The sequence below is a fragment of the Xanthomonas sp. WHRI 10204 genome, assembly GCF_040202875.1.
Lineage (GTDB): Bacteria > Pseudomonadota > Gammaproteobacteria > Xanthomonadales > Xanthomonadaceae > Xanthomonas.
This window is the reverse complement of record NZ_JBEGDW010000005.1, coordinates 57439-72759: the sequence shown is the minus strand read 5'-3', so window position 1 is coordinate 72759 and position 15321 is coordinate 57439. Positions and strand designations below refer to the sequence as shown.

Genomic DNA, 15321 nt, shown 5'->3' with positions numbered 1-15321 from the left:
GCGCTGCGCTCAGCTCGGGAACGGCACCGCGCGCAGCAGCGCGGCGACCACATCATCGGCACTGCGTTGTTCGGCTTCGGCAGCGAAGGACAGCAGCAACCGATGTCGCATCACCGGCGCCGCAAGCGCCAGCACATCCTCGCGCGTGGCGGCTAGCCGGCCATGCAGCAAGGCGCGCGCCTTGGACGCCAGCACCAGCGATTGCCCGGCACGCGGGCCGGCGCCCCATTTGATCCATTGCCGCACCTCGTCGCTGGCCTGCGGACCGGGCCGGCTTGCCCGCACCAGGCGATTGATCCAGGTCAGCAGATCCGCGCTCACATGCACCTGCCGCACTTGCCGCTGCAGCGCCTGCACGCTGGCCGCATCCATCACCTTGGGCACCCGCGCGCTTGCGCTGCCGGTGGTCTGACTGAGGATGTCGCGCTCTTCCTGCTCGCTGGGGTACTCCACGCGCACATGCAGTAAAAAACGATCCAGCTGTGCTTCCGGCAGCGGATAGGTGCCGGCCTGCTCGATCGGGTTCTGCGTGGCCAGCACGAAGAACGGATCCGGCAACGCATAGGTGGTGCCGGCATAGCTGACCGTGCGCTCGCTCATCGCCTCCAGCAATGCGGCCTGGGTCTTGGGCGGGGTGCGATTGAGTTCGTCGGCGAGCAGCAGGTTGGTGAAGATCGGGCCTTGCTGAAACCGGAAATGCCGGTGCCCGGTGCCGTGGTCTTCTTCCAGCAACTCGGTGCCCAGGATGTCGCTGGGCATCAGATCGGGGGTGAACTGCACGCGGCGAAATTGCAGTTCCAACGCCTGGCCGAGCGAACGCACGAGCAGCGTCTTGCCCAGCCCGGGGGCGCCTTCCAGCAGGCAGTGACCACCAGCCAGCAGGCCGATCAATAGCTGCTCCACCACCGCATCCTGCCCGACCACGGCCTGGGCCAAAGCGGCGCGCAGCGCGCCAAGTTGCGAGAGCTGGGCAGTGAGTGTGTCTTCGTCGGGGGAGGTCATGCGGAGTCTCTGGTGATGTGGCGGCGTGCGTACGGCGTATTGGCGCGTAGTACGGTGTTATCGATGGTGTTGCATGGTGCGAGCACATTCCTGCGAAGCCACGGTGATCTGCGTATGCGATGAGGTTACCCAGCCAGATGTGCTTTACGTAGCAGCGTGCCTGCGCGCGACACGTTATCGGTGGGCCGCATCGCGTGCGCTGCGCAGCATGTCAGTTGGTCAACGCATACATCACGATGTTCACGCCGAACTTGGTGTTGTCTTCGGCGAGGAAGCGTTTGTTGCGCCAGTCGTAATCCCATTCGCAGCCGTAATCCTTGTTGCTGTAGAGCACACCCAATCTTCCATCGATGCTGATGCCCTTGAGGTAGTCGTGCACCAGATCATCGCCCCAGCCATTGAGTTCGAAGCTGGTGGCGGGCGGGCCGTCCGGGAACTTGAAGAATGCGCTGTAAAGACGATGGTTCTTCGGTAATTTCTGCAGCGCGCTCTTGCCGAACAGCGCGGTCATCTGCGCCTCGAACGAGGTAGCGAACAAGCCATCGATGTCGTGGTTGCAATCGTCCACAAACACGAAGCCGCCGTTACGCACGTACTGTTCGAAATTGCGCCGCTCGGCCGGATTGAATTCCACCAGCTTGTGCCCGGACAGATAGCAGAACGGCGCCTGCAACATGCGCGGATCGGCCAGGTCGATAACGTGTTCTTCCGGGTCCACCCGCAGCTGTGTGTAGTCGATCAGCGAGGTGATCAGGTTGGACGGCATGCGCGCATCCACATCCCAATCGCCGGAGTCGTAGCGCAGCCGCGTAAACCAGAAATCGTAAGCGCCGGCCGCACGCGCCGGCCATGGCAGCGCCAAACTGGCGGCGCTGCCAAGCAACAGTTGCAGGAAATGGCGGCGCGTTGCAGGCGCCGGGAGGACACCGGGAACCGGAAGCACTCGTGAACACTCAGGTTGAGAGAAGCCGCTCTTGCTCTTCCATTCCCGATTCCCGACTCCCGATTCCCGGCTTCTACTCACACCGCATCCGACAACGAGGTAAACGTGAAATCACGCAGCCGCATCGGTGGGATCATCATCACGTAGCTGGATTCATCGCCGGCCACGCGCACCGGCTTGCCCAGTTCGTCGATGTTGTTGAGCATGATGATCGGCGATTCGTTGAAGCGGAAATTTTTCACCGGGTATTTGATCTGCCCGTTCTCGATGTAAAAGGTGCCATCGCGGGTCAGCCCGGTCAGCAACACCGTCTGCGGGTCGACCATGCGGATGTACCAGGTGCGCGTAACCAGGATGCCTTTCTCGGTGCCGCGCACCAGCTCGGCGATGTTCTTGTCGCCGCCGGCCATCAGCAGATTGCCCGGCTCGCCGATCGCACGCTTGCCGTTCTTCTGCGCCCAGTAGCGCGAATATTGCAGGTTGGCGACCTTGCCGTTTTCGACGATGGACATCTTCTCGCGCGGCAGGCCTTCTTCGTCCCACGGCATCACTGCTGCACGCGCGTCCCATGGGTCGGCGGTGATGTTGACGCGCGGGTCGTACACCTGCTCGCCCAGTTTGTTGCCGCCGCCCTTCTTGGACAGGAAGCTGCGGCCCTCGTCGGCCATGCGCGCATCGAAGTAGCGCATCATGAACGAGATCAGCCCGGCCGCTGCTGCCGGCTCCAGAATCACGGTGTATTTGCCCGGTTCCAGCGCCTTGGCTTCGGCCGAATCGCTGGCCTTGCGCATTGCGATGCGGACGTCCTGCTCGGCCTTGAAGTCGGATGCGTCTTTCAGATTGCGCCCCACCCAGCCCGAGCCGCGGCCGTCTTCGGTGCGCACGGTACAGGTGTAGTCGAAGCGTGCGTTGCGCTGATAGCCGAAGTTGCCTTTGCTGTTGGCAAAGGCGGTAAAACTCTGGCCATCTTCCAGAAAGCCGGCAGCGATCAGTCCCTTGCCCTTGCAGGGGGCGATCGAATCGGCTGCGACCTGCGCGCGGAACGCCGGGTCTACCGCTGCAGTGGATGCGCTGAAGGTGGGGCTGGCGGTGTAGGTCTGCTTGTCGACGGCCGGCATGAACTCCGGATTTTCCGGTGCCAGCTTTGCCAGATCTTCGGCGCGGCGTACCACACGCTCCAGCGATGCATCGTCGAACTCATTGATGGTGGCGGTGCCCACGCGCTTGCCAAACGCCACCTGCACCTGCAGATCGGTGTTGTCGACAATGCCGCTGGTGGACACGTTATTGAGCGCAAAGCGGATATTGCCGTCGATTGCGCCAGTGAGCGTGGCGGTGCACTCGTCGGCCTTGGACAGTTTGATGACCTTGTCCAGGATGGCCTTGGCCTGCGCTTCGGTAAGGATGCTCATGTGGGTTTCTCCTGTCAGCCGAGCGAGCGGGCGGTGCTGATGACGTTGATGCCATCGAAGCGTGCGGTGGACGAACCATGCGAGACCGCCGAGGATTGGCTGGGCTGGCCCTTGCCATCGAAGAACGAACCGCCCAGGCGGTAGTCGCGCTGATCGGCCACCGCGCTGCAGGCATTCCAGAATTCTGGCGTGCGGATCTGGTAGGCCACGTCTTCGAGCATGCGGGTGATCGCACCATTCTTGATTTCGTAAAACAACTGACCACCGAACTGCGCGTTGTAGCGCTGTTGGTCGATGGAGAACGAGCCGTCGCCGATGATGTAGATGCCGTTCTCGACGTTCTTGATCAAGTCGCTCACGCTCAGCGGCGTCTTGCCGGCGGCCAGCGACACATTGGCCATGCGCTGGAACTGCACGCTCGACCACGAGTCCGCGTAGCAGCAGCCATCGGAGGCGGTCTTGCCGAGGATATGCGCCTGGTCGCGGATCGCCTGGTAGTCCACCAGCTTGCCGTCGCGGATCAGGTCCCACTGTTTGGTCTTGACGCCTTCATCGTCGTAACCCACCGCGCCCAGGCTGCCGGGCTGGGTCTTGTCGGCGAGGATATGCACCTTGTCGCTGCCGTACTGGAAACCGGCCTTGAGCTTGTCCAGCGTGGCGAAACTGGTGCCGGCGTAGTTGGCCTCGTAGCCGAGCACGCGGTCCAGCTCCAGCGGGTGGCCCACCGATTCGTGGATGGTGAGCCAGGTGTGCGAGGGGTCCAGCACCAGGTCGTACTTGCCCGGCTTCACCGACGGCGCCTTGAGTTTTTCCTGTGCCTGCTTGGCGGCGGCGATGGCATCTTCCTTCATGTCGTAGGACAGGCCGTAGTTCACCACGCCATTGGGCGAGACGAACTTGCCCGACGCTGCGCCATCCAGATATTCGTAGCCCAGGCCCATCGGCGCGGACAGCCCCTCGCGGGTGCGGAACTTGCCGCTGGCCTTGTCGATGGCGGTCACGGTCAGTGGCGCCCAGATGCGATGCACATCCTGGTCGATGTAGGAGCCATCGGTGCTGGCAAAATACTTTTGCTCGTTGACCACGAACAGCATCGAGTTGACGAAGCTGGCGCCGGCCGCGGTGGCGGCGGCATTGACGCCCAGCAGCAGATCCACCTTGTCCTTGATCGGCACTTCCATCGCGTTCTTGGTGATCGGCGTCTTCCAGCTGACCTCGCCGACACCGGGCGTGGGCGCCAGCTGCACCGGCGTGCCCTGCACCTTGGCATTGGCCTTGGCGATGGCAGCGGCCTGTGCGGCGGCCTTGGCCACGCCCTGCTCGGTCAGATCGTTGGTGGCAGCAAAGCCCCACGCACCGCCCACGATCACGCGGATGCCGGCACCGATGGACTCGGTGTTGACCACGTTCTGCACCTTGTCTTCGCGGGTGATCACGAACTGGCGCAGATAGCGGCCGATGCGCACATCGCAATAACTGGCTCCGGCCTGACGCGCGGCGGTGAGCCCGGCATCGGCCAGGCGCTTCTTGCGGCCCACATCGAAGGGCGTCAACAACTGTTCGGCGGCAATCGCCTTGCCGAAGTAGGCCGGCACGATCAGCCCGCCCATGGTCAGCCCGGTCAGGGCCAGGAAATCACGTCGCTGCACGGCAACTCCCCAATAGTCCCGCGCGGCGCGCAGGTGGTGTGGTGACGCGCACAGCTCTGCACGCGGTATCTCCGATTCTTGCCGGGCGAAGAATGCGGCGTCAAATGACTTTCGGCAGGGGGGTGTGGGTAAGCGATGTCCCACATGACGTCAGTGACGCGGCGGATCTGTCTTGAAACGTGGCGAACACGACTGGCTGCACATGCGTGCTACATCATCGCCGCGACACGCGGTTGATCGATGCTGCACGCGTTTGTCACGTTGACGATCGCGCCTTGCGTGAAGATCGCAGCGTTGTGCGCAGTAGTTGTCTTACATGTTCCAAGCAGCTGGAAAAAGGCTGTGGAGGCTTTGGTCGCGCAGTGATACAGCTGCGGCTTGGCTGCAAGGTCCTTGCCCGCCTACCATCGCGGGACACGCTGCAAGTACGTCCATGTAAGCTCTTTGGCGGCATCCATGCCGCCAAAGGTCCCGCGACGGTAGGCGGGCAAGGACCAGTGAAGAGGCTCGGTGTGTTGGGTTTTCAATAAAGCGGCCAGCACACTGTCTGGTGCGGTGTTCTTACCGCTTGCGGGACCCTGTGGCGGCATGGATGCCGCCACGGAGCGTCCAAGGATGGATTCACAGCGTGACCCGCGTGCGGTGAGGGCACCGCACATTCGACGCACTGGATGCCCAACCAAGCCGTCCAGCAAAGGGAGCGCTGAGTGTCCCGTTAGCGCTGCGGGTATCTCGCCCTACACCTGCGAACAAACCATCCCGTTAGCCGCTTTCAGCTCAAAGACTTCAGCCCAACGAACGCGCGGTATTGATCACGTTTATACCATCGAAGCGTGCGGTGGCCGAACCATGCGACACCGCCGACACCTGGCTCGGTTGCCCCTTGCCATCGAAGAACGAGCCGCCCAACCGGAAGTCGCGCGCGTCGCAGACCGCGCTGCAGGCGTTCCAGAATTCCGGCGTGCGGATTTGGTAAGCGCCGTCTTCCACCAGCCGCGTGACCTGGCCGTTTTCGATCTCGTAGAACAGCTGTCCACCGAACTGCGCGTTGTAGCGCTGCTGATCGATCGAGTACGAACCGCGTCCATGGATGTATAGCCCGCGCTCGACGTTCTTGATCATGTCCGCCACCGCCAGCGGCGTCTTGCCCGCTGCCAGCGACACGTTGGGCATGCGCTGGAACTGCACGTTGGACCACGAATCGGCGTAACTGCAGCCGTCGGAGGCGGTCTTGCCGAGCAGATGCGCCTGATCGCGCGTGCATTGGTAATCGACCAGGATGCCGTCCTTCACCAAGTCCCACTGCTTGGTCTTGACGCCCTCATCGTCGTAGCCCACCGCACCCAGGCTACCCGGCTGCGTCTTGTCGGCGACAAAGGTCACCGCGTCGCTACCCCAGCGGAACTTCGCATCGCGCTTGTCCAGCGTGGCGAAACTGGTGCCGGCGTAGTTGGCCTCATAGCCCAGCACACGATCGAGCTCGAGCGGATGGCCCACCGACTCGTGGATGGTGAGAAACAGATTGCTCGGGTCGATCACCAGATCGTACTTGCCGGCCTTCACCGACGGCGCAGTGAGCTTGGCGCGCGCCTGCTTTGCCGCGGCAATGGCGTCTTCGCGCGCATCGTAGCTGTTTCCATAACCGACCAGCCCGCCAGGCAGCGCGTGCTTCTCGCGCGCATCGCCATCCAGATACTCATACCCCATGCCCATCGGCGAGGACAGCCCGTCGCGGGTACGGAATTTGCCGCTGGCCTTGTCCACCGCGGTCACGGTGAAGGGCAGCCACAGCCGGTGCACATCCTGGTCGATATACGAGCCATCGCTGCTGGCGAAATACTTCTGCTCGTTGATCGCAAACATGCGCGAGGCCACGAAGGTGGCGCCGGCGTTGAGCGCGGCCGCGTTGACGTCCATCAGTAGCGCGACTTTGTCTTGCAGCGGCACTTCCATCGCGTTTTTCTTGATCGGTGTCTTCCAACTGACCTGCCCGGCCGGCGTCACCGGCGCCAGCTGCACCGGCGTGCCGCCCAGCCGCGCATTGGCCTTGGCAATCGCCACCGCCTGCCGCGTGGCGGTAGCCACGCCATCGCTGGTCAGCGTATTGGTCGCCGCAAAGCCCCACGCACCCTCGGCCAGCACGCGCACACCAACGCCACTGGATTCTGCATTGACCACGTTCTCCACCTGCGCCTCGCGAGTGATCACGAACTGGCGCAGATACCGGCCCACGCGCACATCGCAATAGCTGGCACCGGCCGCCTTGGCCGTGGTCAGCGCGGTATCGGACAGGCGCCGGTTGCGTGCCGCATCCACCGGGCTGAGCAATTGCTCTGCAGCGATCAGCCGCGTATGCGGCAGCAGCAACCCGGCTGCACCGATGCCGGACAAGGTGAGGAAGGTACGACGGTCCACAGCGGTTCTCCGTTGAAGGCGAGCGGCACGACTCCCCGCCGCGCCAGCCCCCGAGACTGGCTGGTGCGGGCGATGGCGGTCAAGGGGGCAGCGGCGACGCGGCATCTGGCAGCTCCATCTGCAGCTCCGTCATGCCCATCGCGTAAACCCTGGGTTCCAGGCAATGCGCCATGGCGGACTCAGCGTGCAGGTAGAGCCCGCAATCGCCGGTCCAACAGATAGCCCAGCAGGCCGCCGATGGCGATGGGCAGCAGCGCATAGATTGGAATGAAGATCAGCGCCAGCGCCGACTGCGCGTCGGCACGCAGATCCAGCGTGGCGTGCGCCCAGGCCAACGCACCGAAGCCAAGCAGGCACGGCATTAGCAGCGCGACCGCCCGCCGGTACGCAAAACTGATCGCCAGCAGCGCCCCCCAGGCGATTGCGTTGAATCCGCCCAACAACAGCCACCCGCCCCAGCCGGTGTCGGTGTATTGCCGCAACCAGTCCATGCCATACGGCAGTCGCGCCGCGTACGGAAGTACCAAGCCAACAACAACCAGCAGGCAACGGGCAGTGCGCATACGCATCGGTACAGCTCGGTTGGCGCGGCGGGAGTGCGAGCGCGCCAATACTTGTGGATGGATGCGCGTGCGTCAACGTCCCCTGGTATGCAACATGTGGCTATCCGTTCGCGCCATAGATCGACATCTGGATGGTAAAACGCGTGCCATGCTGATGAGCATGGAGGCACCGTGCGCCGCGCGAACATCCTGCAGTCCAGCATGTCTTGCGTTTGGTGGTGCGCAGCAAGGAACACCACGGCCATACGCTGCAGCTGCGCGTTTTACGGTGATTTCCTGGTGTACTGATACAGCAAGCCGGCGAATGCGGCCCAGACGATGTTGGATCCAAAAAATATCGTCGCAGCCCGCAGGGAATCGGTTAGCTCCGGGACATGGCTAAACAAGTACAGCCAACAGTCGACGATCGCTGCACTGATTGCCCCGGGCAGGGCCGCGTAGCGAGGACGCGCGTGCTTCAGCCTGGGAATCAAGTGCAATACGGGCACGCCCAGAACCAGAAATGCAGGCAAACCCATGACGAATGAAATAACAAAAAAACCAGAAAGAAGGCTGCCTGCACTATCAGCATCGCCGAAAAATACTGCCATGGTGAAAAGGATGAAGCTGCTGAAAAACGACGCGGTAAGGCAGGCGTAAATCGATATGACAAGAATCTTCAAGCCCGCTTTCGCCACCTGTGCCATGGCTAGCAATAGGGCCTTGCGCTAAAGCGGCCCACGTCATGTCGGCTGCGTCGCCGCGAAGGTCGCATTCAAGATCAACACGCCAGTTCTCCAATGCGGATGCGGTCGCTGTCATCAAGCCTGCAATGCACGTCCTGCCTGGGGCAGAGCAGATCACCTGCACGCGCGCTGTGGATGTCCACACGTGCAGATCCACCTTGTGCGTACGTGTACACAACGTACTTTGGTTACTGGCCTGTCTCAAATAGCAGGCCCTGCCAGGAACCGGCATAGGGCGCGAGGCGAGCGACACATGCGCTCGTGTAGGTCGCCAGGCCTCTGCGGTCGTTGGCACAGTTGCGATCTATCACCAACGAATACGCCACTCCTGGCGACAATCCTCAAGACGCCCGCACCAGGCGGGTGTCTTGAGTAAACCAGGCCTTGTCCGTGGCCAAGCCGAAACTCGGCGTTACGCCTTATCCGCATCCAGGTGATACCGCGTGGCCTGCGCCACTTCATTCTTCGAGCCCAGGAACACCGGCACGCGCTGGTGCAGTTGTGTGGGCTGGATGTCGAGGATGCGTTCGCGCCCGGTGGTGGCCGCGCCGCCGGCTTGTTCCACCAGCATGCTCATCGGGTTGGCTTCGTACATCAGGCGCAGCTTGCCGGGCTTGGCGGCGTCCTTCTTGTCCCAGGGGTAGATGAAGATGCCGCCGCGGGTAAGGATGCGGTGCACGTCGGCGACCATGCTGGCGATCCAGCGCATGTTGAAGTCCTTGCCGCGGGTGCCGTCCTTGCCGGCCAGCAGGTCGCCCACATAGGCCTGCATGGCCGGTTCCCAGTGGCGCTGGTTGGACATGTTGATGGCGTATTCGGCGGTGTCTTCGGGCACGCGCATGTTGGCTTGGGTCAGCAGGAAGCTGCCTTCTTCGCGCTCCAGGGTGAAGGCGTGGGTGCCGTGGCCCAGCGTAAGTACCAGCATGGTGCTGGGGCCGTAGATGCAGTAGCCGGCGGCGACTTGCTGGGTGCCCGGCTGCAGGAAGTGTTCGTCGCCGGGCTTTTCGGTGCCCTTGGGCGCGCGCAGTACCGAGAAGATGGTGCCGACCGAGACGTTGACGTCGATGTTGGAGCTGCCATCGAGCGGGTCGAACAGCAGCAGGAAATCGCCGCTGGGGTATTGGTCGGGCACCGGCTGGCTGTGGTCCATTTCTTCGGAGGCGCACGCGGCCAGGTGTCCGCCCCAGGCATTGGCTTCGAGCAGGATGTCGTTGCTCAGCACGTCGAGCTTTTTCTGCGCCTCGCCCTGCACGTTGCCGGTACCGGCGTCGCCGAGCACGCCGCCCAGCGCACCCTTGCTCACGGCGATGGAAATGCGCTTGCAGGCGCGCGAGACGATGGTGATCAGCTGGCGCAATTCCGCATCGATACGGCCGGCGTGTTGTTCTTCGATCAGGAAGCGGGTCAGCGAGGGACGCGACATGGGGGCGGGCAGCCTGTGTAGGAAGTGGGCCGCCATTGTCGCCATTGCGCCGTTAGATTTCGATCACTTGCTGCGCGTTTCGGAGCGCGGTTGATCGAACATGTGCGAATGGGGGGCTGGGATGGTTGCGCTGCGCTGCGCTTGCCCCCATCCGCCCTTCGGGCACCTTCCCCCGCGGGCGGGGGAAGGGAGCAGGCAGTGCGCGTCGCCGGCCGATAGCGTGGCTGCTCCCGCGCATGCGGCACTGGCAGGCGAAGCGTTTGTCGTCGCTCGCGGCTTGTGCCTCTGGCAAGCGACGGCGTCGGGCCTGGAACGTGTCGCCGCCCTGTCACGTGGATTGTCCGCGGTGGGCTGTGGAGCGCGTCGTGTGGCCGCAGGCCTGCCAAAGGCTCTGCTGCGCGGGCATAAAAAAACCGGGAGGCTTGCGCGCTCCCGGTACTTGCGTTGCGTAGATCGACCGATGCGGTCAACCGCATCGGTGGCCGCTTACATCCGGCTGACGGTCGCCACGGCCTGGGCCACGTAGTCCAGATTGCGCTGGCTCAATGCGGCCACGCAGATGCGGCCGGTGCCCACGGCGTAGATGGCGAACTCGTCCCGCAGGCGGTCCACTTGCGACCTGGTCAGGCCCGAGTACGAGAACATGCCGGCCTGGCGCTGGATGAACTCAAATTCCGGTGAGCCCAGCGTGGCCAGCCGCTCGACCAGACCGGCGCGCAGGGCGTGGATGCGCTCGCGCATTTCGGTCAATTCCTGTTCCCACACATCGCGCAGTTCCGGGCTGGTCAGCACGCCGGCCACCAGTGCGGCGCCATGCGTGGACGGGCTGGAGTAGATGGTGCGGATGATGCGCTTGACCTGCGACTGCACAGCCTTGGCTTCGGCCGCAGTGGCCGAGACCACCGACAGCGCGCCCACGCGCTCGCCATACAGCGAGAACGACTTGGAATACGAGCTGGCCACCACGTAGCTGTCGATGCCTTCGGCAGCGAGCAGGCGCACCGCGTAGGCATCGGCCTCGATGCCCTTGTCGAAGCCCTGGTAGGCGATGTCCACGAACGGGAACAGGTTGCGTTCCTTCAACAGGCCGGCAACCTGCTTCCACTGGTCCTTGGTCAGGTCCGCGCCAGTGGGGTTGTGGCAGCAGGCGTGCAGCAGCACCACCGTACCCGGTTCGAGTTTTGCCAGATCGGCGAGCATGCCGTCGAAGTTCAGGCCGTGGGTCGCTGCGTCGAAGTAGGTGTAATCCACGACCTCGAAGCCGGCCGCGCCGAACACCGCGCGGTGGTTTTCCCAGCTCGGGTTGCTGATGGCGATGGTGGAGGTGGGCAGCAACTTCTTGAGCAGGTCTGCGCCCACGCGCAGCGCACCGCTGCCGCCGACGGTCTGCGAGGTCGCCACGCGCCCGGAGGCCACCAGTGCCGATTCGGCACCGAACAGCAGCTCCTGGGTGGCCTTGTCGTAGGCAGCCAGACCGTCGATGGGCAGATAGCCGCGCGGTTTGGCTTCCTGCGCGAGCTGCTGCTCGATCTTGTGCACGGCGCGCAGCAGCGGGATGCGGCCGTTTTCGTCGTAATAGATACCCACGCCCAGGTTGACCTTGTTGGGGCGGCTATCGGCGTTGTAGGCCTCGGTCAGGCCCAGGATGGGGTCGCCTGGAACCTGTTCTACGTTTGCAAAGAAGGACACGGCATGACTCACTGAAGGACGAAAGAGTGGGGTACTTCCGGATCGTTGGCCGCTGCTGGGCCAAACCACTTCATCGTAGCAGGGCGTGGCGGGCGTAGCATGCTTCGTTCCGCACGCAACGATACGGCCACAGGACGGATGAGGGACACTACGCGCATGCCCAGACTCACCTTGTTGGCCGCCGCGTGCGGCGTGTTCGTTGCGAGCGCCGTTGCGCCCGCCCTGGCCGCCGAGCCCACACCCCAGCTGCTGCCAGCCGTGCAGGTGGATGCCGCGCGCGTGCACGGGGTGGACGACTTCGACCTGCCGGCCTCGTTCACCGTGGTGTCGGCCGACGACGACAACCGCCGCGGCGCGCAGGTGTCCGAGCTGCTGGACGGCATCCCCGGGCTGGTGGCGCGCGACCGCCAGAATTACGCGCAGGACACCCAGCTGTCGATCCGCGGTTTCGGTGCGCGTTCCACCTTTGGCGTACGCGGTGTGCGCCTGCTGGTGGACGGCATCCCGGCGAGCATGCCCGATGGTCAGGGCCAGTTGTCGCACTTCAACGTGCTGGGCGCCGAGCGGGTGGAAGTGCTGCGCGGGCCGTTTTCGGCGCTGTACGGCAACTCTTCCGGCGGCGTGCTGCAGCTATGGAGCGCCGACGGCAAGCCCGATGACCCGTGGCGGCTGCGTGCCACCTACGGCAGCAATGCCACCGTCAATGTGGGCGCGCAGTTGCTCGGCCAGCAGGGCGCGGTGCACTACAACCTGGCCGCCAATCACTTCGAAACCGCTGGCTTCCGCGACCATAGCCGCGCCAAGCGCGACTCGGTCAACGCCAAGCTCGGTTTTGATCTGGCGCCCGGCAGCCGCCTGGATCTGGTGCTCAATTATCTCGACGCGCCCGATGCGCAGGACCCGCTGGGTCTGACCCGCGCGCAATTCAACGCCGACCCGCGCCAGGCCACATCGGTGGCCACGCAATTCAATACCCGCAAATCGGTGCGTCAATCGCAGGCCGGGGCGATCTTCACCCAGCAATTCGACAGCCAGACGCTGCGGCTGATGGCCTATGGCGGCCAGCGCAGCGTGGAGCAGTTTCTGGCGGTGCCGGTGGCGGTGCAGCGTAACCCGCTGCACGCCGGTGGCGTGATCGATCTGGACAGCAATTACGAAGGCGCCGACGCGCGCTGGGCGTGGCAGGGGCAGGCGCTGGGCCGGCCGCTGCAGCTCACCGTGGGCGCGAACGTCGATCGCCAACGGCAGCACCGTACTGGCTACGAAAACTTCGTCGGCGCCACGTTGGGCGTGCAGGGCGCGCTGCGCCGCAATCAGCGCGACCAGGTCGAAAACGTGGACCAGTTTGCGCAGGCCTGGTGGCAGTGGAGCGACCGCTGGTCGGCACTGCTGGGCGTGCGGCATAGCCAGGTACGTTTCAAGTCGGACGACCACTACATCGTGGGCCGCAATCCCGACGATAGCGGGCGGCGCGATTATTCGGCCACCACGCCGGTGGGCGGCATCGTGTTCCGCGCCACTGACGATCTGCGTTTTTACGCCTCGGCCGGACGCGGCTTCGAAACGCCTACCTTCAACGAGCTGGGCTATCGCAACGATGGCGCCGCCGGTCTGGCGCTGGATCTGGGCTCGGCCGCGAGCCGCAATTACGAAGTCGGTAGCAAGTGGCGCGCGCAGAGCGGCGCGGCGCTGCAGGTGGCGTTGTTTCGCGCCGATACTGACGACGAACTTGCGGTGGCCAGCAATACCAACGGCCGCAGCACTTTCCGCAACATCGGCGCCACCCGCCGCCAGGGCGCGGAGCTCAGTTGGCAGCAACCGCTGGGCGCCACCCAGCAAGTGCAGCTGGCTTATACGTTTGTCGACGCCACCGTGCGCGATGGCTATCTCACCTGCGCCAGCAGCGGCTGCGCCACGCCCACCGCACCGGTGGCCAGCGGCTCGCGCCTGCCCGGCGTGCCGCGCCAGCAATTGTTCGCGCGCTGGCAGTGGCAACCGGCGCAGTGGCAGTTCGCCGCCGAAACGGTGGCCTCCGACGCCACCGTGGCCAACGACCTTGCCACCGAACGCGCGCCCGGCTATGCGTTGGTCAATCTGGAAGCCTCGCGCCGCTGGACCACTGCGCAGGGTGCGCTGCGTACGTTTGCACGCATCGACAACGCGCTGGACCGGCAGTACGTGGGCTCGGTGATCGTCAACGATGGCAACGGGCGTTATTACGAGCCGGGTCCGGATCGCACGTACACGGTGGGGCTGCAGTGGGATTTTGGTGGCTGACTAGGCCGCAGGCGGTGCGCGTCCAACAACGCGCCCGCTGCCCCGTAGGAGCGCACCCGGGCGCGACGAAGCCGTCCCGATAGCACGCCTCGCTACGCGGCTGCCACAGCAGCGCGCAGAGGCATCTTCAGTAAAACGCCAGGTCACACCATGCGCGTCATCGATCACGCCCCCGCTGACTGGTTTCTCCTGCGCGAGGACAGCCGCTACTGGCTGGACATCAACTGCACGATGTCGGCCACCGGCTTCTCGATCCTGCTGTCGTTGAACGCAACAGAGCTCGCCGATGTGTTGGTAGATGCGCACGCCGCCTGCGCTCAGCTTGCCGCGCAGGTACAAGCCAGACCACACGCCTATGCCGTGCGCGATAGCAGCGCCCTGCATGGCAACCGCGTGCTTGCGGCAGTGCAGGCATGGCGTGCCGCAGGAGGTACGACGGCGGCTTGAAGCAGCGTCGCGCTATGCGAAGAAGGCTGTCGTCACTCAACACGTGCGTGATAGTTTGGATCACTCATTCACTGCAAGGAGCGCAACGATGACAGCCTGGAAGCAAGCGTTGGTTTTTTCGGCGACGGTGGCGTGTCTGCTGGCCTGCAATGTGGCCAGGGCAGACGTTGACCTGCATGTCGTGCGCGACTATCCCGCCGGCACTGCGGCCACGGCCCAGATACACAGCTGGTTGCTGCAGCAGTCGAGGCTGAAGACACAGCCCCGGCAGATTGCGCCGCCGGCCAGCGCTGCCGACTTGGGCGCTATTCGCATCAGCACTGCCTTATTCGATCGTCCATTGGGCACTCGCACCGACGCTGCAGGCGAGGCAGCACCCCTGCCGGTACGCGGTCAGCCGCGCGATGAAGTCACCATCGATGCGTGCAACGCCGGTCAGCGTTATCGCTGGGTCTATGAATGGCAGCAGACGCCGGCTGCTGCATGGCAGTTGCGCTCCTACCATCAAAAAAGCGTCGCCGACTGCAAGGCACCGCTGGACGAGCCGATGCCGTCAGGGACACACACAACCACGCGTTGACCTTGGCGACAGTGCCCGCACGCCGATATCAACGTCACGCTGCCATCGGTATTGCCGCCACACGCGCTCTTTACTGCCTGTTGATCGTCGCCTTACGCCTATAGGCGATGATGCGCTGCAATGCATTTGAGCGGGAAAACCAGTCTTTCTGCGTAGCAGGAAATGACGCAGCGCAACAGCGCCTGACATGACATTG

General features: G+C 64.0%; 12 protein-coding genes. 3 read left to right on the top strand and 9 right to left on the bottom strand.

Annotation, left to right across the window (positions count from 1 at the left end):
• Positions 1–9: 9 nt before the first annotated feature.
• From ABQZ00_RS22645 to ABQZ00_RS22605, 9 genes are all read right to left on the bottom strand, one after another.
• A complete protein-coding gene (locus ABQZ00_RS22645) occupies positions 10–1002 on the bottom strand; it encodes an AAA family ATPase (RefSeq protein WP_323539200.1) in 993 nt (330 codons plus the stop codon).
• 211 nt (positions 1003–1213) lie between these two features.
• Positions 1214–1864: a DUF4159 domain-containing protein gene (locus ABQZ00_RS22640; RefSeq protein ID WP_430544274.1), complete on the bottom strand. Its 651-nt coding sequence runs from the start codon at positions 1862–1864 to the stop codon at positions 1214–1216.
• A gap of 158 nt (positions 1865–2022) precedes the next feature.
• Entirely contained in the window at positions 2023–3357 is a 1335-nt protein-coding gene (locus ABQZ00_RS22635; RefSeq protein WP_055852849.1) for a TldD/PmbA family protein, read from the bottom strand.
• A gap of 14 nt (positions 3358–3371) precedes the next feature.
• A complete protein-coding gene (locus ABQZ00_RS22630; RefSeq protein ID WP_161962972.1) occupies positions 3372–5006 on the bottom strand; it encodes a TldD/PmbA family protein in 1635 nt (544 codons plus the stop codon).
• A 786-nt stretch (positions 5007–5792) separates the two neighbouring features.
• Positions 5793–7421: a TldD/PmbA family protein gene (locus ABQZ00_RS22625; protein WP_323539202.1), complete on the bottom strand. Its 1629-nt coding sequence runs from the start codon at positions 7419–7421 to the stop codon at positions 5793–5795.
• A 179-nt stretch (positions 7422–7600) separates the two neighbouring features.
• On the bottom strand, positions 7601–7990 hold the full coding sequence (locus ABQZ00_RS22620; RefSeq protein WP_323539203.1) for a hypothetical protein: 390 nt from the start codon (positions 7988–7990) through the stop codon (positions 7601–7603).
• 257 nt (positions 7991–8247) lie between these two features.
• Positions 8248–8670, bottom strand: a complete 423-nt coding sequence (locus ABQZ00_RS22615) for a hypothetical protein (RefSeq protein ID WP_323539204.1) — start codon at positions 8668–8670, stop codon at positions 8248–8250.
• A gap of 451 nt (positions 8671–9121) precedes the next feature.
• A complete protein-coding gene (locus tag ABQZ00_RS22610; RefSeq protein WP_055852866.1) occupies positions 9122–10132 on the bottom strand; it encodes a class 1 fructose-bisphosphatase in 1011 nt (336 codons plus the stop codon).
• 486 nt (positions 10133–10618) lie between these two features.
• Complete coding sequence (locus tag ABQZ00_RS22605) at positions 10619–11821, bottom strand: amino acid aminotransferase (RefSeq protein ID WP_055852989.1); 1203 nt, start codon at positions 11819–11821, stop codon at positions 10619–10621.
• A 156-nt stretch (positions 11822–11977) separates the two neighbouring features.
• On the opposite strand from ABQZ00_RS22605, the gene ABQZ00_RS22600 reads away from it, so the two are divergent.
• The 3 genes from ABQZ00_RS22600 (at position 11978) to ABQZ00_RS22590 (ending at position 15125) form a co-directional block, all read left to right on the top strand.
• A complete protein-coding gene (locus tag ABQZ00_RS22600; protein ID WP_323539205.1) occupies positions 11978–14098 on the top strand; it encodes a TonB-dependent receptor family protein in 2121 nt (706 codons plus the stop codon).
• A gap of 150 nt (positions 14099–14248) precedes the next feature.
• Positions 14249–14545: a hypothetical protein gene (locus tag ABQZ00_RS22595; protein WP_115560850.1), complete on the top strand. Its 297-nt coding sequence runs from the start codon at positions 14249–14251 to the stop codon at positions 14543–14545.
• Positions 14517–15125 carry a hypothetical protein gene (locus ABQZ00_RS22590; protein WP_323539206.1) on the top strand — a complete coding sequence of 203 codons (609 nt, stop codon included), beginning with the start codon at positions 14517–14519 and terminating at the stop codon, positions 15123–15125. Before ABQZ00_RS22595 ends, ABQZ00_RS22590 begins: the two co-directional genes overlap by 29 nt.
• Positions 15126–15321: the final 196 nt, after the last annotated feature.

Excerpts from the sequence above, each read along its gene's own strand:
- ABQZ00_RS22645 (WP_323539200.1), bottom strand. The coding sequence starts at position 1,002 with ATGACCTCCCCCGACGAAGACACACTCACTGCCCAGCTCTCGCAACTT.
- ABQZ00_RS22635 (WP_055852849.1), bottom strand. The coding sequence starts at position 3,357 with ATGAGCATCCTTACCGAAGCGCAGGCCAAGGCCATCCTGGACAAGGTC.
- ABQZ00_RS22620 (WP_323539203.1), bottom strand. The coding sequence starts at position 7,990 with ATGCGTATGCGCACTGCCCGTTGCCTGCTGGTTGTTGTTGGCTTGGTA.
- ABQZ00_RS22615 (WP_323539204.1), bottom strand. The coding sequence starts at position 8,670 with ATGGCACAGGTGGCGAAAGCGGGCTTGAAGATTCTTGTCATATCGATT.
- ABQZ00_RS22610 (WP_055852866.1), bottom strand. The coding sequence starts at position 10,132 with ATGTCGCGTCCCTCGCTGACCCGCTTCCTGATCGAAGAACAACACGCC.
- ABQZ00_RS22600 (WP_323539205.1), top strand. The coding sequence starts at position 11,978 with ATGCCCAGACTCACCTTGTTGGCCGCCGCGTGCGGCGTGTTCGTTGCG.
- ABQZ00_RS22595 (WP_115560850.1), top strand. The coding sequence starts at position 14,249 with ATGCGCGTCATCGATCACGCCCCCGCTGACTGGTTTCTCCTGCGCGAG.